The 14789-nt window shown below is 61.8% G+C and carries 14 protein-coding genes; 10 read left to right on the top strand and 4 right to left on the bottom strand.

Annotation, left to right across the window (positions count from 1 at the left end; genetic code table 11):
- On the bottom strand, positions 1 to 2039 hold a 2039-nt coding region (gene rpoB, locus U0988_RS12525), incomplete at its 3' end, for a DNA-directed RNA polymerase subunit beta (protein ID WP_322292963.1).
- Between rpoB and U0988_RS12520 the strand changes: the two genes are divergently transcribed.
- From U0988_RS12520 to rplL, 5 genes are all read left to right on the top strand, one after another.
- Positions 2038 to 2220, top strand: coding sequence for a hypothetical protein (locus U0988_RS12520; protein WP_322292962.1), 183 nt, complete (start codon positions 2038 to 2040; stop codon positions 2218 to 2220). The two genes, rpoB and U0988_RS12520, sit on opposite strands and share 2 nt — an antisense overlap.
- 360 nt (positions 2221 to 2580) lie before the next feature.
- Entirely contained in the window at positions 2581 to 3120 is a 540-nt protein-coding gene (locus U0988_RS12515; protein ID WP_322292961.1) for a DUF2975 domain-containing protein, read from the top strand.
- Positions 3120 to 3326, top strand: a complete 207-nt coding sequence (locus U0988_RS12510; RefSeq protein WP_322292960.1) for a helix-turn-helix transcriptional regulator — start codon at positions 3120 to 3122, stop codon at positions 3324 to 3326. The genes U0988_RS12515 and U0988_RS12510 overlap by 1 nt, the downstream gene beginning before the upstream one ends.
- Positions 3327 to 3644: 318 nt before the next feature.
- Positions 3645 to 4160, top strand: coding sequence for a 50S ribosomal protein L10 (gene rplJ / locus U0988_RS12505; protein ID WP_322292959.1), 516 nt, complete (start codon positions 3645 to 3647; stop codon positions 4158 to 4160).
- A gap of 77 nt (positions 4161 to 4237) precedes the next feature.
- Positions 4238 to 4606, top strand: a complete 369-nt coding sequence (rplL, locus tag U0988_RS12500) for a 50S ribosomal protein L7/L12 (RefSeq protein ID WP_322292958.1) — start codon at positions 4238 to 4240, stop codon at positions 4604 to 4606.
- 142 nt (positions 4607 to 4748) lie between these two features.
- Here the strand turns inward: rplL and U0988_RS12495 are convergent, their stop codons facing one another.
- Positions 4749 to 6545 (bottom strand): cation:proton antiporter, encoded by a 1797-nt coding sequence (locus U0988_RS12495; RefSeq protein WP_322292957.1) that lies wholly within the window; start codon positions 6543 to 6545, stop codon positions 4749 to 4751.
- Positions 6546 to 6693: 148 nt separating this feature from the next.
- Between U0988_RS12495 and U0988_RS12490 the strand changes: the two genes are divergently transcribed.
- The 3 genes from U0988_RS12490 (at position 6694) to groL (ending at position 10218) form a co-directional block, all read left to right on the top strand.
- Positions 6694 to 8079 (top strand): MATE family efflux transporter, encoded by a 1386-nt coding sequence (locus U0988_RS12490; protein WP_322292956.1) that lies wholly within the window; start codon positions 6694 to 6696, stop codon positions 8077 to 8079.
- Positions 8080 to 8225: 146 nt separating this feature from the next.
- On the top strand, positions 8226 to 8513 hold the full coding sequence (gene groES, locus U0988_RS12485; RefSeq protein WP_322292955.1) for a co-chaperone GroES: 288 nt from the start codon (positions 8226 to 8228) through the stop codon (positions 8511 to 8513).
- Positions 8514 to 8565: 52 nt separating this feature from the next.
- Complete coding sequence (groL, locus tag U0988_RS12480; protein WP_322292954.1) at positions 8566 to 10218, top strand: chaperonin GroEL; 1653 nt, start codon at positions 8566 to 8568, stop codon at positions 10216 to 10218.
- Between the two features lie 104 nt (positions 10219 to 10322).
- Here the strand turns inward: groL and U0988_RS12475 are convergent, their stop codons facing one another.
- Positions 10323 to 12590, bottom strand: a complete 2268-nt coding sequence (locus U0988_RS12475; protein ID WP_322292953.1) for a DUF305 domain-containing protein — start codon at positions 12588 to 12590, stop codon at positions 10323 to 10325.
- Between the two features lie 176 nt (positions 12591 to 12766).
- Positions 12767 to 13633 carry an S-methyl-5'-thioadenosine phosphorylase gene (mtnP, locus tag U0988_RS12470; RefSeq protein WP_322292952.1) on the bottom strand — a complete coding sequence of 289 codons (867 nt, stop codon included), beginning with the start codon at positions 13631 to 13633 and terminating at the stop codon, positions 12767 to 12769.
- A gap of 79 nt (positions 13634 to 13712) precedes the next feature.
- On the opposite strand from mtnP, the gene U0988_RS12465 reads away from it, so the two are divergent.
- Both U0988_RS12465 and U0988_RS12460 read left to right on the top strand, forming a co-directional pair.
- The gene (locus U0988_RS12465; RefSeq protein ID WP_322292951.1) at positions 13713 to 14120 is read left to right on the top strand and encodes a host attachment protein; all 408 of its coding nucleotides are present in this window, start codon (positions 13713 to 13715) and stop codon (positions 14118 to 14120) included.
- Positions 14121 to 14228: 108 nt separating this feature from the next.
- On the top strand, positions 14229 to 14789 hold a 561-nt coding region (locus U0988_RS12460; RefSeq protein ID WP_322292950.1), incomplete at its 3' end, for a serine hydrolase.

Below are 14789 nucleotides of genomic sequence, written 5' to 3'. Positions count from 1 at the left end.
TTGGGCGAAACGTCCATCAGCGTGATCTGGTCGTTGGGCAGCATTACGAATTCGCCGCTTTCCCGCGCCGAAACCAGTTCTTCCACAAACGATCCGTCAGCGTTCAGTTCGGCCGAAGCCTGCGCCACGGCGTGCTTCTGTTCTTCCATCGCCGACAGATACTTCACTTCCGTCGTCACCTTGCCGTTCTTGACCAGGCGGTAAGGCGTTTCAATGAAGCCGTATTTGTTGACCCGGCTGAACGAGGCGAGGCTGTTGATCAGGCCGATGTTCGGGCCTTCCGGCGTTTCAATCGGGCAGATCCGGCCGTAGTGGGTCGGGTGCACGTCGCGCACTTCGAAGCCCGCGCGCTCACGCGTAAGACCGCCGGGCCCGAGAGCCGAAACGCGGCGCTTGTGCGTCACTTCGGACAGCGGGTTGGTCTGATCCATGAACTGCGACAGCTGGCTGGAGCCGAAGAATTCGCGCACCGCGGCAACCGCAGGCTTCGCATTGATCAGGTCGTTCGGCATCACGGTCGATACATCGACGCTGCTCATGCGTTCCTTGACGGCACGTTCCATCCGCAACAACCCGACGCGGTACTGGTTTTCCAGCAATTCGCCGACCGAACGGACCCGGCGGTTGCCGAGGTTGTCGATGTCATCGACTTCGCCCTTGCCGTCCTTCAGGTCGACCAGTTCCTTGACCACCGCGAGGATATCTTCCCGGCGCAGCGTGGTCACGGTGTCTTCCGCATCGAGTTCGAGACGCATGTTGAGCTTTACGCGGCCGACCGCGGACAGGTCGTAGCGCTCGCTGTCGAAGAACAGGCCTTCGAACAGGGCTTCGGCGGTTTCCTTGGTCGGCGGCTCGCCCGGACGCATGACCTTGTAAATGGCTTCCAGCCCTTCATCGCGGTTTTCGGCTTTGTCGACCGCCAGTGTGTTACGGATCCACGGCCCGATGGTCACTTCGTCGATGTCGAGCAGGTCGATCGTATCGACGCCTGCCTTGTCGAGCACTTCGAGATTCTCGAGCGAAACTTCATCGCCCGCTTCGATATAGATGCGGCCGGTCTTCTCGTCGATCATGTCGCGCGCGGCATAATGGCCGAGGATTTCCTCGGTCGGGATCAGCAAGGTGGTGAGACCATCCTTGGCCGCCTTGTTCGCGGCGCGCGGGCTGATCTTTTCCTTGGCGGCGAAGACTTCTTCACCGGTATTGGCATCGACGAGGGCGAAATCGGGCTTCAGGCCGCGCCAGGTTTCGGGCTTGAACGGGATCTGCCAGCCGTCTCCCTTCTTGCCGGACACGCGCTGCCACACGACGGTTTCGTAGAAGTGGTTGAGAATGTCTTCGCTATCGAGACCCAGCGCAAACAGCAGCGAGGTTACCGGCAGTTTGCGCTTGCGGTCGATGCGGACGTTGACGATGTCCTTGGCGTCGAACTCGAAATCGAGCCACGAACCGCGGTACGGAATGACGCGCGCGGCGAACAGCAGCTTGCCGGACGAATGGGTCTTGCCGCGGTCATGATCGAACAGCACACCGGGCGAACGGTGCATCTGCGACACGATCACGCGCTCGGTACCGTTGATGATGAAAGTGCCGTTGCCAGTCATGAGCGGCATGTCGCCCATGTAAACGTCCTGCTCCTTGATATCGAGCACGGAGCGGGTTTCGGTTTCCTGATCCACTTCGAACACGATCAGGCGCAGTGTCACCTTCATCGGCGCGGCATAGGTAATCCCGCGCTGGCGGCATTCGGTGGTGTCGTATTTCGGCGGCTCGAGTTCGTAATGCACGAAATCCAGCTCGGCGCTGCCGGCGAAATCGCGGATCGGGAACACCGACCGCAGGGTCTTTTCAAGGCCCGAAACATAGCCGATCGAAGGATCGCTGCGGAGGAACTGTTCGTAGCTCTCGCGCTGGACTTCGATCAGATTCGGCATTTTCACCACTTCGTGGATGTCGCCGAAAATCTTGCGGATACGCTTCTTGGCGGTACCGGTATTGCTGTTCCGGGATACCTTGGGTGCCTTGGGTTTGGTCGCCATGGAGGTGATTCGCCTCTTTCAATTTGGCCGGAATCGCGAAATCCCGGCGGAAAATTCGTGCCACACGCTGAATTTCGCCATGACCGGACGCGCAGAAAAACCGCAGCGCTTCCCCTTCTTTTTGAAGGAGTTGCTGCAGTTACTGCATCGCGGCCATGAAACCCGCCGCTTCCTTTCGTGAAGAGCCCCCGCGCAAGGGCCCGTCTGTCTCGAAGCGGTCGGTGTGACGCTCATATAGGAGCGGCGCGCGCACCGGTCAACCGTCCTGCCGTATGGATCGTCGCAAGGGCACGTAATCGCTAAACAACAAGGGATATATTGTTTTTCGATATTATTGATTGACAATATGCCGACTCGGGATTATTGATTGTCGATATCAACCATATTGGAGATCAACAAATGACACGCACATTCAACGCTTTCGCCATCGTCGTTGCCATTCTGGTCACGACCACCCTCATGATCCCGGCTGTCATCGTGCCCGCCGACCAGTTCGCGATCACAGCTGAAATCGCCTGAGCCGGCCATAAGGAGCCACGCCATGATCAATGCTGCCAAAGATCCGCTTTTGACAATCGCCCGCATCGTACTGATGTTCTTTATCGTCGTCCTGGGAATCGCTGGGGCGGCGCTCGTGATCGCCCTGCCGGTGATGCTGTTCAATCAATCCGCACTGCTGGCCGAACTGGCCGCTGACGGAAAGGATGTCGTCCCCGGCCTCGTTCCCGCGGCGGCCTTTGTCCTCGCCGGGGCGGCCGGCCTGATGGCCCTCGGCGTCTATTTCCTGTTGCTGCTGCGCCGGATCGTCAACAGCGTCGGTGAAGGCGATCCCTTCATTCCCGATAACGCCACGCGGCTGTCCCGCATGGGGTGGGTCGCGATCATCGGCCAGGCCGCTGCTATACCGATCGGCATCGCGGTGATCTGGATCGCCGGCATCGCCGCCGATTCCGGCGAGCACGTCCATGCCGACTTCGGGTTTTCCGGCGGCGGGGTCTTGCTGGTGCTGATCCTGTTCATCCTCGCCCGGGTTTTCCGCAAGGGCACCGAAATGCGCGAAGAACTGGAAGGAACTGTCTGATGCCGATCCATGTCAAACTGGACGACCTGCTCCACGAACGGCGCATGACGCTGACGGAATTGGCCGAGCGCGTGGACCTGACCCTGGCCAATCTGTCCATCCTGAAGACCGGCAAGGCCAAGGCGATGCGCTTTTCGACACTGGAAGCGATCTGCCGCGAACTGGATTGCCAGCCGGGGGACCTGCTGGGCTACGAAGGGGAGTAGATGTGTCACCGGATAGCCCGGACGGGGTTGACCCGTCCGGGCTTTCTGCTATCTGCCCCCTCGTTCGCTGGGCCGACGGGTCCAGTGAACATCCGTCCGAGACAGTTGGCGATGGCATTCCGGCCATCTTAATTTCCAGCCTAGGCGGGGACAGAGATTTTTCGCGGCAGGCCCCGGCCTCCGCACCGCGCCACTCCACTTGCTGGTTTGCGCACCTCCTTCCCCCTCAATGGACTCGCTCGTTCCAGCTTGCTGGAGCGATCACTGTAGCCGGCCGTGCGGGGTTCGCTCCGCCTGGTCATAATGAAGGAGTAAGGCATGGATCGTTCGCAAAAAGCCGACGCGGTTGCAGCCCTGAACTCGACCTTTGCAGAGAGCGGCGTGGTGGTAATCACGCGCAATCTCGGCCTGACGGTGGCGCAGTCCACCGATCTGCGCGCAAAGATGCGGGACGCGGGTGCATCCTATAAGGTTGCGAAAAACAGCCTTGCCAAGCTTGCCCTGAAGGACACGGATTACGAAGGCCTGAGCGAATTGCTCACCGGCCCGACTGCTCTGGCCACATCGACCGATCCGGTCGCTGCTGCCAAGGCTGCCGTGGAATTTGCCAAGACGAACGACAAGCTCGAAATCGTCGGCGGCGCAATGGGCAAACTGGTACTCGACGAAACCGGCGTGAGGTCACTGGCCTCGATGCCAAGTCTCGACGAGCTACGCGGCAAGCTGGTGGGTCTGGTTATGGCCCCGGCGACGAAAATCGCACAGGTCGTCAACGCACCCGCTGCAAAGCTCGCCCGCGTCTTCGGTGCCTACAGCACCAAAGAAGCGGCGTAAGCGGTTTTCATCGAATCTATCCGCGCCAGGGACAATCCCCGGCACGGACCAAACCATCAAATCTGGAGTATTAAATCATGGCCGATATCGCCAAACTTGTAGAAGAACTCTCGAAGCTGACCGTTCTCGAAGCAGCTGAACTTGCTACCGCACTGGAAGAAACCTGGGGCGTAAGCGCCGCTGCTGCCGTTGCCGTTGCGGGCCCTGCCGCTGCTGCAGAAGCAGTTGAAGAACAGACCGAATTCGACGTCATCCTGACGGGCGACGGCGGGAAGAAGATCCAGGTCATCAAGGAAGTCCGTGCCATCACCGGCCTCGGTCTGACCGAAGCCAAGACGCTGGTCGAATCCGCTCCGAAGGCAATCAAGGAAGGCGTCAACAAGGCAGAAGCCGAAGACGTCAAGGCCAAGATCGAAGCAGCCGGCGGCACCGTCGAACTGAAGTGACCGGCCGGCGGGCCAGCCCGCCGCCGTCATCCCCGTGAAGACGGGGATCCGGATCAAAGTTTTGCGGATGTCTTGAAGCATTCGCAGATGGAAGGGCGGCACTCGCAAGGGTGTCGCCCTTTTCCGTGTCCATTGCGGGCGCCTATCCGGCCTCGTCCCGGCCCATCGCCTCGGTATCTGCGGCTTGCTGGGTGAAGATCATGTCCTTCGCCGCCCTCAGATCACCGGCCTCGGTCTGCATTTGCAGTCGCTGCTGGTCGCGTTCACGGAAAATGCTTTCCGCCCGGTCGATCTCCGTCAGGCTGACCCCGAGACCGTCAAGCGCCGCGCGGCCCATCGCCACTGCCGATTCCATCACCTCGCGTACCGAATGGTCGATCGGCGCCGCGCTCAGCTTGATCAGGGTCCGCCGGTCATAGGCGCGGACATAAATTCCGGCACCGGGAAACGCCTCCTTTACGCCGTGCAGCAATTCCGGCTCCAGCTGGTCCCGGTCAATCGCGAAGATGACCAGATTGCTCTCACCCGCTCCTGCCTGCCGCAGCAGGTCGAGCCGGGTTCCGTCGCCGTAATAGACTTTCGAGCCGAATTCCTGGGCCACGTCGATCTGTTCTACATCGCGGTCCACCAGCGTCACCCGCACACCTGCCGCCACCAGCAATTGCGCAACCGTCTGCCCGAACCGGCCGAAGCCGATTACCAACGCATTTGCCCCGTCGCTGCGCCCGCGCAGACTTGGCCCTTCCCGCTCGCCGTCTTTGCTCACGGGCTGCCGCATCCGGCTGGCCGCCATCATCAGGAACGGGGTGGTCGCCATCGACAGCGTCACGATCGCACCAAACAGGCTGGATACCTCGCCGGAGATCAGCCCGCCTTCCCGCGCCTGGGTGAACAGTACGAAACCGAACTCGCCGCCCTGGCTGAGCAGCAGGCCCAGCGCCAGCGCGCTGCGCCACGCCATGCCCACGGCCAGCCCGATGCCCAGGATGATCACGCTCTTCACCGCGATCAGAGCGATCGCCATCATGATGACGAACAGCGGATTTTCCGCAATCGCGCCCAGATCGAGCATCATCCCCACTGCCAGGAAGAACATCCCAAGCAGGATCGAGCGAAATGGCTCGATGTCCGCCTCCAACTCGTGGCGATAAGGGGTGTCGGCCAGCATGACACCGGCAATGAACGCGCCGAGAGCGGTGGAAAGTCCCAGCCATTCCATCACCCATGCCGAGCCCAGCACGGTGAACAGACCGGCCACGACGAACATTTCCCGCTCGTTGAGATTGCCAATGAGCCGGAACAACGGCCGCAGCACAAATCGTCCCGCGGCAATCAGCCCGCCGATTGCTGCGAGGGTGACCAGCGCCAACTGCCAGCCCGGCATCCCCGCATCCGCGCCCGCGCCGACCTGATCGGCGCTCATGGCGGCGACGATGGTGATCAGGGGGATGATCGACAAATCCTGAAACAACAGGATCGCGAAGGCCCGTTCGCCGAACGGGGTGCGGAGCCGACCGGAGCTTTGCAGCATCGGCAGGACCTGCGCGGTGGAGGACAGACCCAGCGGCAGGCCGATGGCGAGCGCCGCAGCCAACGGATAACTCGCGGCGAAATAGATGACCGCCGAAACCGCCAGCCCGCACGCCGCGACCTGCGCCAAGCCAAGGCCGAAGATCGCGGTCTTCATCCGCCACAACCGGCTGGGATCGAGCTCCAGCCCGACCACGAACAGCAGCATCACTATGCCCAGCTCGGCAACTGTGATCATCTGCTGCGCGTCACCGACGAGGCCGAGAACCTGCGGACCGACGACCGCCCCGGCGATCAGGTAGCCAAGTGTCGCCCCGAGCCCGAACCGCCGGAACAGCAGGACGAAAGCCAGTGCGAAACCAAGGAGCAGGACCCCGTCCCGCAGCACCGAAGCCCCTTCATGTTCCATCAGCGTTCAAGCCCCGCCCGTAATCCTGTTCCTTGGCCTAGCGCCAGCGGGTTGCGAGTGAAAGGGGCAACACTGACGCCGGGGAAATTGCCTCGGATCACGCTCCGGCTTTTCGTGCGCACACTCCTCGCCTATCCGGAGCGGCTTTATGCTGCACGCAGCCACCCTTACGCCGCCCGCCGGCCCCTGGCGCACCGAATTTTCGGCGACCATGAAGCTTGCCTGGCCGCTGGCCGCCGCCAATCTGCTGCAGATGCTGGTCCATGCCGTGGACGTGATCTTCGTGGCGCGTCTGGGGGAGCAGGAACTGGCGGCCTCCAGCCTCGCCATTGCCCTGTTCGGGCTGACCCTGTGGGGATTGTCCGGCCTGACCGGGGCTGTCGCGCCATTGATCGCAGCGGAACTCGGTCGCCGCCGCCACGCCGTTCGGGAGGTTCGCCGCAGCGTGCGGATGGGCCTGTGGCTCGCAGTGCTGGCCGGAGCTGTCGGCATGGCCGCCTGCCTCGGCGGCGAGCGATTGATGCTGCTGACCGGACAGGACCCGAAGATCGCAGCCATGTCGGGCGATTTCCTGCAGATCATCATCTGGGCGATGATCCCGATGGTGCTGTCCAATGTCCTGCGGATTTTCGTCTCGGCGCTCAACCGGCCGATCTTTGCGACGGTGATCATTGCCTCCGCCATCGCAGTCAGCGTACTCGCGAACTGGGTGCTGGTGTTCGGCAATCTGGGTGCGCCTGCGCTGGGCCTGGAAGGCTCCGCCCTCGCCAGTGTGGTCACCTCGCTGTTCATCCTGGCGGCCTATGTCGCGGCAATCGCGTGGGACCGGCGGCTGCGGCGCTACCGGATCTTCGGCAATTGGTGGCGCACCGAATGGAGCCGGATGAAGGACATCGTCCGCATCGGCACACCGATCATGTTCACCATTTTTGCCGAGGCCGGGCTGTTCAGCGGGGCCGCGTTCCTGATGGGGCGGATCGGGCCTTCGGAGCTGGCGGGGCACACCATCGCGCTGCAGGTTGCGGCGCTGGCGTTCCAGATACCGTTCGGGATCGGACAGGCCGCCACCATCCGGGTGGGGTACCATTTCGGCGCTGGCGACAGCGCGGCGATTGCCCGGGCGGGCTGGATCGCACTGGCGATCGCGGTCGCCTTCAGCATGGTCACGGCTTCGATCATGCTGTTCGCCCCGCTCACCGTGCTGTCGATCTATGTCGACGTCGATGCCGCCGCGAATTCCGCCATGGTCGGCTTTGCGGTGCAATATCTGCTGCTGGCCGCGATATTCCAGCTGGTGGATGCGGTACAGGCCGTGTCGGCAGGAAATCTGCGCGGCCTGCAGGATACGCGGGTGCCGATGGTCATTGCCGTGTTCAGCTATTGGGCGGCCGGTTTCAGTATCTCGATCTGGCTGGGTCTCAACTCCTCTCTTGCCGGAGTGGGGGTGTGGATCGGACTGGCGGCAGGCCTGCTGGTGGCGGCAGTCCTGCTGACCTGGCGCTGGGCGCAGCGCGGCAGGCTCGGACTCGTCTGAGTCCGGTAGGGATTCCCGGAAAAATTTTATCGCCTGCACCCGTTGACTCCCACTGGCGGCGTCCACATATGCGCTCTCGTTGGCACTCTCACACCGGGAGTGCCAATCGACAAAATTCACTCATCTTGAAAGAAGAGGTCAACGATATGGCATTTCGCCCCCTGCACGACCGCGTTCTGGTTCGTCGGATTGAAGCCGAGGAAAAGACCGCTGGCGGCATCATCATCCCCGATAGCGCCAAGGAAAAGCCCAGCGAAGGCGAGATCGTCTCCGTCGGCAGCGGCACCAAGGCCGAAGACGGCACGATCACTCCGCTCGACGTCAAGGCCGGCGACCGCGTGCTGTTCGGCAAATGGTCGGGCACCGAAGTCAAGCTCGACGGCGAAGATCTGCTGATCATGAAGGAAAGCGACATCATGGGGATCATCGGCTGAGCCGACTGACCCTGCGCTACCCTCAATCCAATCCAATCAAAGGAATTTTATCATGGCAGCCAAGGACGTAAAGTTCTCGCGTGACGCACGCGAAGGCATTCTGCGCGGCGTGGACATCCTCGCCAACGCAGTAAAAGTGACGCTCGGCCCCAAGGGCCGCAACGTGGTGATCGACAAGAGCTACGGCGCCCCGCGCATCACCAAGGACGGCGTTACCGTCGCCAAGGAAATCGAACTGAAGGACAAGTTCGAGAATATGGGCGCGCAGATGCTCAAGGAAGTTGCGTCGAAGACCAACGACCTCGCCGGTGACGGCACCACCACCGCAACCGTGCTGGGCCAGGCCATCGTGCGCGAAGGCATGAAGTCGGTCGCAGCAGGCATGAACCCGATGGACCTGAAGCGCGGCATCGACCTCGCCGTGTCCAAGGTTGTCGAAAACCTGGTAGCCCGTTCGAAGGACGTGGCCGGTTCGTCCGAAATCGCCCAGGTCGGGATCATTTCCGCCAACGGCGACCGGGAAGTCGGCGAAAAGATCGCCGAAGCCATGGAAAAGGTCGGCAAGGAAGGCGTAATCACCGTCGAGGAAGCCAAGGGCCTCGAATTCGAACTCGACGTTGTCGAAGGCATGCAATTCGACCGCGGCTATTTGTCACCTTACTTCATCACCAACCCGGAAAAGATGGCCGTGGAACTGGAGAACCCCTATGTTCTCATCCACGAAAAGAAGCTGTCGAACCTGCAGGCGATGCTGCCGATCCTCGAAGCCGTGGTCCAGAGCGGTCGCCCGCTGCTGATCATTGCCGAAGATATCGAAGGCGAAGCACTGGCCACTCTGGTGGTCAACAAGCTGCGCGGCGGTCTCAAGATTGCAGCGGTCAAGGCTCCTGGTTTCGGCGATCGCCGCAAGGCCATGCTGCAGGACATCGCGATCCTGACCAAGGGCGAGATGATTTCCGAAGACCTCGGCATCAAGCTGGAAACCGTAACCCTGAGCATGCTCGGCGAAGCCAAGCGCGTTTCGATCGACAAGGACAACACCACCATCGTCGATGGTGCCGGTTCGGCCGAAGACATCAAGTCCCGCGTGGGTGAGATCAAGGCGCAGATCGAATCGACCACCAGCGATTACGACAAGGAAAAGCTGCAGGAACGTCTGGCGAAGCTTGCTGGCGGCGTTGCCGTGATCAAGGTCGGCGGCGCTTCGGAAGTCGAAGTGAAGGAACGCAAGGACCGCGTCGACGACGCGCTTCACGCAACCCGCGCAGCTGTCGAAGAAGGCATCGTCCCCGGCGGCGGTACTGCGCTGCTTTACGCCACCAAGGCTCTCGAAGGCCTGAAGGGCGCGAACGACGACCAGACCCGCGGGATCGACATCGTGCGCAAGGCGATCCTGTCGCCAATCCGCCAGATTGCCGAAAACGCTGGCCATGACGGCGCCGTCATCTCGGGCAACCTGCTCCGCGAAGGCGATGAAACCATGGGCTTCAATGCGGCAACCGATACTTACGAAAACCTTGTCAAGGCAGGCGTGATCGATCCAACCAAGGTCGTTCGTATTGCCCTGCAGGATGCGGCCTCGGTAGCCGGCCTGCTGATCACCACCGAAGCGGCTATCTCCGACGCACCGGAAGACAAGAGCTCCGGCGGCGGCATGCCTGATATGGGCGGAATGGGCGGCATGGGCGGAATGGGCGGCTTCTAAGCTTCCCTTCCGCGCAGTAGCGCGACACAAAAGGCCCGGCGGAGCGATCCGCCGGGCCTTTTTCGTGAGGATTGCGCCCACCAACGCGGCGGGGCGAGTGCCCCTTATCGGGCGGCGACCATGCCCGGCCAGGTGACCGGATACTGCGTTTGCGGATTGAACGTGCCGCCCTGGTCGGCGCCTTCGGCAGCGGCGATTTCCTCTGCGTTCAGAAATTCGCTCGGTTCCAGCGCGAACACATCCAGACCGCGGGCGATCTCCGTCGCATAGATCCGGCCCCGGTAGTAATAGGCCGACCAGTATCCGCCCATCGCCATCTGCTCGTCGCTGATCGGGCCCCGGTCGAAATAAGCGATTTCCCGCGGATTCGCACTGTCGGTGAATTCCATCACCGAAATGCCGCCCTGATACCAGGCCTGCAGGAAGATATCCCGGCCCGGTACGGGGATGATCGATCCGTTGTGGGCGACGCAGTTTTCCTTGTCCGTCTGGGGCGCGGGCAATTTGTACAGGCTGCGGAAGGTGAGTTCCCCGTCCTTGATGTCATAAATCGCATTCGCACCCCAGTTGCGGGGGTCCGATGCCCGGCACCGCGGACGGCCCCCGCCGCCCCATTCATCGGTGAACACCACCTTGGTACCGTCGTTGTTGAAGGTTGCCGAATGCCAATAGGCGAAACCCTTGTCGACGACTTCGTCGATCCGCTTGGGCTTGAGCGGATTGGAAATGTCGAAGACGATCCCGTTACCCGAACACGCCCCGGCAGCGATCTTCAGGGTGGGGAAGACCGTGATGTCGTGGCACTGGTCCGTGCGGTTGGTGTCCTGCGTATCATCGCCGTGATCCCCGCCCTGCCACAGACCGGCCAGCCTTCCGGTCTCCGGATCGGCGAACACCGTTGGACTTTCGACGATCCGCGCTGCCGCCGGGTTGGCTACCGGAATTTCGATCACGTCGATCCGGAACAGGGCGGTGCGGTCATCGCCTGGTACTTCACCAATGCAGCCGGCCAATTCCTTCTCGTCGCGTACCCGGCCTGTTCCCGAATTATAGACCACGATCGATTTGGCGTCCTGCGACACCACCGAATGGGTGTGCGATCCGCGGCAGGTCTGCACCTGCCCAACCTGCAGCGGCCGGGCAAGATCGCTGATATCGAAGATGCGCAGGCCGCGGAACCGCTCCGCGCTTACGTCCCCCGCCACCCCTTGCAAACCGCAATCCACCCGGCCCCGGGTCTGTTCGACCGACATGATGAGCAGGTCGCCGACCACGGATACATCGCCCTGGCCGCCGGGGCAGACTACCGAGCTGAGCAGCGTAGGTACTCCGTCTACGCCGAGCTTGTAGATATTGAAGCCGTGGTAATTGCCGACCACCAGCGTATCGCCGGAGAATGCCATGTCGGTATTGGCAAAATCCAGGAGCGGCGACCGTTCGCTGAACTGCGTCTTGGTTTCCTCTTTCTCGCGCACGGGGGATTTCGCCGCCGTATCGATCACCGGAGCCTTGGTAGAGGCTTCCGCAGGCGTTTCCTCCGACTTAGCGCCGGTCTCGCCGGCATCCTTCTTCGGCTTGGGCAGGGCGAGTTCCGCCGGGTTCTTCGGATCGAAGAAGCCCGCCGGCTTGGGCAGTGCCGCGAGCTTCCGCATTCCGCTGATCGCTTCCCCGGCGTCGCGGAAACCTGCAGCAAGGCCCGCGCGCGGATCGTCCGAAAGGCTGGCCAGCAACGCGTTCATTCGTTCGATCTCGGCCTTCTGATCGGTGTTCACATCATTTGTGAACTCGAACATGACCGGGTCGTAGGCCGACCCCGGCTGCTTGAGCAGGTCCCTGACCATTTCCAGCGCGCCCTCGTGATGCCTGATCATCAGTTCGAGGAACAGCCGGTCGAAGTCCCCGCCGCTGGCCGCTGCCAGCCGGGCCATGTCTTCGGACGAGGCCATTCCGGACATGCCGTGATTACCATGTCCCATGCTGGCATGATCGATCGCCGGCGTGGAGGCCGGCTGGCTCCGTTCGCCGAGCCAGGTGGTCATGAATTTCATCTCGTCGGCCTGCGACGCGTCGATCCGTCCTGAGACTGCAACGATCTCTTCGCGGTTGGTCCGGTCCTTGACCAGCGCCGCCATCTCGACCGCTTGCCGGTGGTGCGCGATCATGTTCTGCATGAAGCTGACATCGGCGGGGGAATAGCTGGTATCGGCCAGCGCGACTGCCTGATCGACATTGATCTGCCGCGTTGCCTGCCCCGGTGCACCGGGCTGGACAATCTGCGCGTCCTGCGCAGCGACAATCGTGGCGGAAGACAGCAGAACTGCCATAAGCGAATGGCGCGCCAGGCGGCGCGGCGTAACCCGTGGTGTGTGCATGTAAGATCGACCCTGTGTTGATATTCACCCAGTCCCGCATGGGCACTGAAAAGAGTATCCCCGTCAAGAGCGCGGTGCGACGCCTGCCGATTACATTGTGCGTTTGGTCGAGCGAAACGGTGCAAACGGAGCGGCTAGCGACCTTGCCGGGCCTTCGTCCTGCACCGCCAGAGCGTCTAGAGCACCCGCCCGGCCACCGCGTCCAGCCTTGCAAGCATTGCCGGATCGCGCGCGTCGAGGGCGGTGATCACCGCGTGATCGAGAACCGTGTCGAGCGGCGAGGGGCTGCGCTTTTCCGGCAGACCGCGAACAAACGCTTCGACCGCCGCCCGCGCAACCGCGCCATTGGCGTTCATTTGTGCAATGACTTCGCTAACCTCGACGAAGGCGGCATCGTCACGCCAGCAATCGTAATCGGTCACCATGCCGATCAGGGCGTAGGGCAGCTCTGCCTCACGGGCGAGCTTTGCTTCGGGCATGGCGGTCATCCCGACGACATCGGCACCCCATTGGCGGTACAGGTCGCATTCCGCGCGGCTGGAAAATTGCGGTCCTTCCATCGCCAGATAAGTTCCGCCGCGGGTCATCGATCCGCCTGCTTTCCGGATTGCCTTTGCGGCATGGTTCGACAACCGTTCGCACACAGGCCGGGCCATCGACACATGGGCGACCATCCCGCTGCCGAAGAAACTCGATGGCCGGTTTTTCGTCCGGTCGATGAACTGGTCGACCACCACGAATTGCCCCGGCGGCAATTCTTCACGCAGCGATCCGACGGAGGAAATTGCGAGCAGGTCGGTGCACCCCGCCCGTTTGAGCGCGTCCACATTGGCCCGGGAATTGATTTCCGACGGCGGTATGCGGTGGCCCCGGCCATGCCGCGGCAGGAAACGCAGTTGCACCGCTCCGATCCGGCCACACAGGATCTCGTCCGAGGCATCGCCCCAGGGCGTGTCCACCCGGATCCATTGCGCGTCTTCGAGGCTGTCGATCTGAAAGAGGCCGGATCCCCCGATGATCCCGATGGTCCAATTGCTTTTCATGCCCGCTTCCTAGCCCACGGCGCCTTGCCTGCAACAAATTTCGCGCTCGTCCGTTGGTTACGCAGCAGGAGACTCATCCATGAAATTGCCGCACAATTCCTACGTCGCCATTGTCGATGGAGAAAACTTCATCCTGATGCGGAACAAGGGGCAGCCGTTCGAACCATCACTGGAACTTGTCGCCAAGCCCGGCCTCGATCCGACCAATTTCAGCGCCGGTGTCCGTCATCAGGACGACGCGGGGCAGCAAAGCGGCAATACCAACCTCAACGAATTGGCGCACGGTGCCGCAGCCGCCGGACAGCTTAACCGGATGGCGATAGCCGGTGAGTTTGAACATATCGCGATCATTTCCGACCCCAAGATACTCGGCGAGATGCGCCGCCATTATCATGTGGAACTGAAGAACCGCCTGGTGGGAGAAATCGACAAAACGCTGAGCGGCGAACCTACAAACCGGATTGAAAAGGCAATCCTGGCCGCTTGACGACATATCCGGTCGCGGATGCGACACATTTGAACAGGTTTTGCTTGTCGCCGTGGATTTTCAAGTCATTAATGGAATACTAACCTTGAGAGGGGTATTTGGGCGGGCATGATCTTACGACCGGGACTATTCAAATCCATCGGCGCTGCGGTCGCTCTTGCAGGGGCGAGCCTGGTTCCGCTGGGCGCCGCAAACGCGCAAAGCGTCAATTTCGAAGCGGCATTCGACAGCACGTTCGGCACCAAGGCCCGCGCACCGCAGGACTTTGCGGCGGTTTACGACAACAATCTGGAACGCCAGATTGCCATGCTCGCCAATGGCGAAAGAGGCCGTATCGGCGTCGCCGCGATTGATCTGGCGACCGGTGCACAGGTTTCCATTTTGGGAGACCAGCGCTTCCCGATGGCCAGCACGAGCAAGATCGCCATTGCCGCCACCTTCCTGGAAGGGGTCGAACAAGGCCGCTGGTCGCTATCGAGCGAATTCCCGCTGATGATTCCGGTGCGTTCGGCCCGGTTTTCCAGCCGGGCCGCGCCCGTCAAGCCCGGTGCCTATCTGCCGGCTTCGGAACTGATCGAACTGATGATCACCCGCAGCAGCAACCCGGCCACGGATGCGCTGCTTGCGGTCATTGGCGGCCCCAAAGCGGTCAACGACTGGGCGCGCCGC

It is taken from the genome of Allopontixanthobacter sp., from assembly GCF_034376665.1.
Taxonomy (GTDB): Bacteria; Pseudomonadota; Alphaproteobacteria; order Sphingomonadales; family Sphingomonadaceae; genus Allopontixanthobacter.
The sequence above is the reverse complement of the archived record's forward strand: the minus strand, read 5'-3'. Positions and strand labels throughout refer to the sequence as shown.

What these genes read in the sequence shown, in the direction of transcription:
- U0988_RS12520 (WP_322292962.1), top strand. Translation starts at nt 2,038, where the DNA reads ATGGAGGTGATTCGCCTCTTTCAATTTGGCCGGAATCGCGAAATCCCG.
- U0988_RS12515 (WP_322292961.1), top strand. Translation starts at nt 2,581, where the DNA reads ATGATCAATGCTGCCAAAGATCCGCTTTTGACAATCGCCCGCATCGTA.
- U0988_RS12510 (WP_322292960.1), top strand. Translation starts at nt 3,120, where the DNA reads ATGCCGATCCATGTCAAACTGGACGACCTGCTCCACGAACGGCGCATG.
- rplJ (WP_322292959.1), top strand. Translation starts at nt 3,645, where the DNA reads ATGGATCGTTCGCAAAAAGCCGACGCGGTTGCAGCCCTGAACTCGACC.
- rplL (WP_322292958.1), top strand. Translation starts at nt 4,238, where the DNA reads ATGGCCGATATCGCCAAACTTGTAGAAGAACTCTCGAAGCTGACCGTT.
- U0988_RS12495 (WP_322292957.1), bottom strand. Translation starts at nt 6,545, where the DNA reads ATGGAACATGAAGGGGCTTCGGTGCTGCGGGACGGGGTCCTGCTCCTT.
- U0988_RS12490 (WP_322292956.1), top strand. Translation starts at nt 6,694, where the DNA reads ATGCTGCACGCAGCCACCCTTACGCCGCCCGCCGGCCCCTGGCGCACC.
- groES (WP_322292955.1), top strand. Translation starts at nt 8,226, where the DNA reads ATGGCATTTCGCCCCCTGCACGACCGCGTTCTGGTTCGTCGGATTGAA.
- groL (WP_322292954.1), top strand. Translation starts at nt 8,566, where the DNA reads ATGGCAGCCAAGGACGTAAAGTTCTCGCGTGACGCACGCGAAGGCATT.
- U0988_RS12475 (WP_322292953.1), bottom strand. Translation starts at nt 12,590, where the DNA reads ATGCACACACCACGGGTTACGCCGCGCCGCCTGGCGCGCCATTCGCTT.
- mtnP (WP_322292952.1), bottom strand. Translation starts at nt 13,633, where the DNA reads ATGAAAAGCAATTGGACCATCGGGATCATCGGGGGATCCGGCCTCTTT.
- U0988_RS12465 (WP_322292951.1), top strand. Translation starts at nt 13,713, where the DNA reads ATGAAATTGCCGCACAATTCCTACGTCGCCATTGTCGATGGAGAAAAC.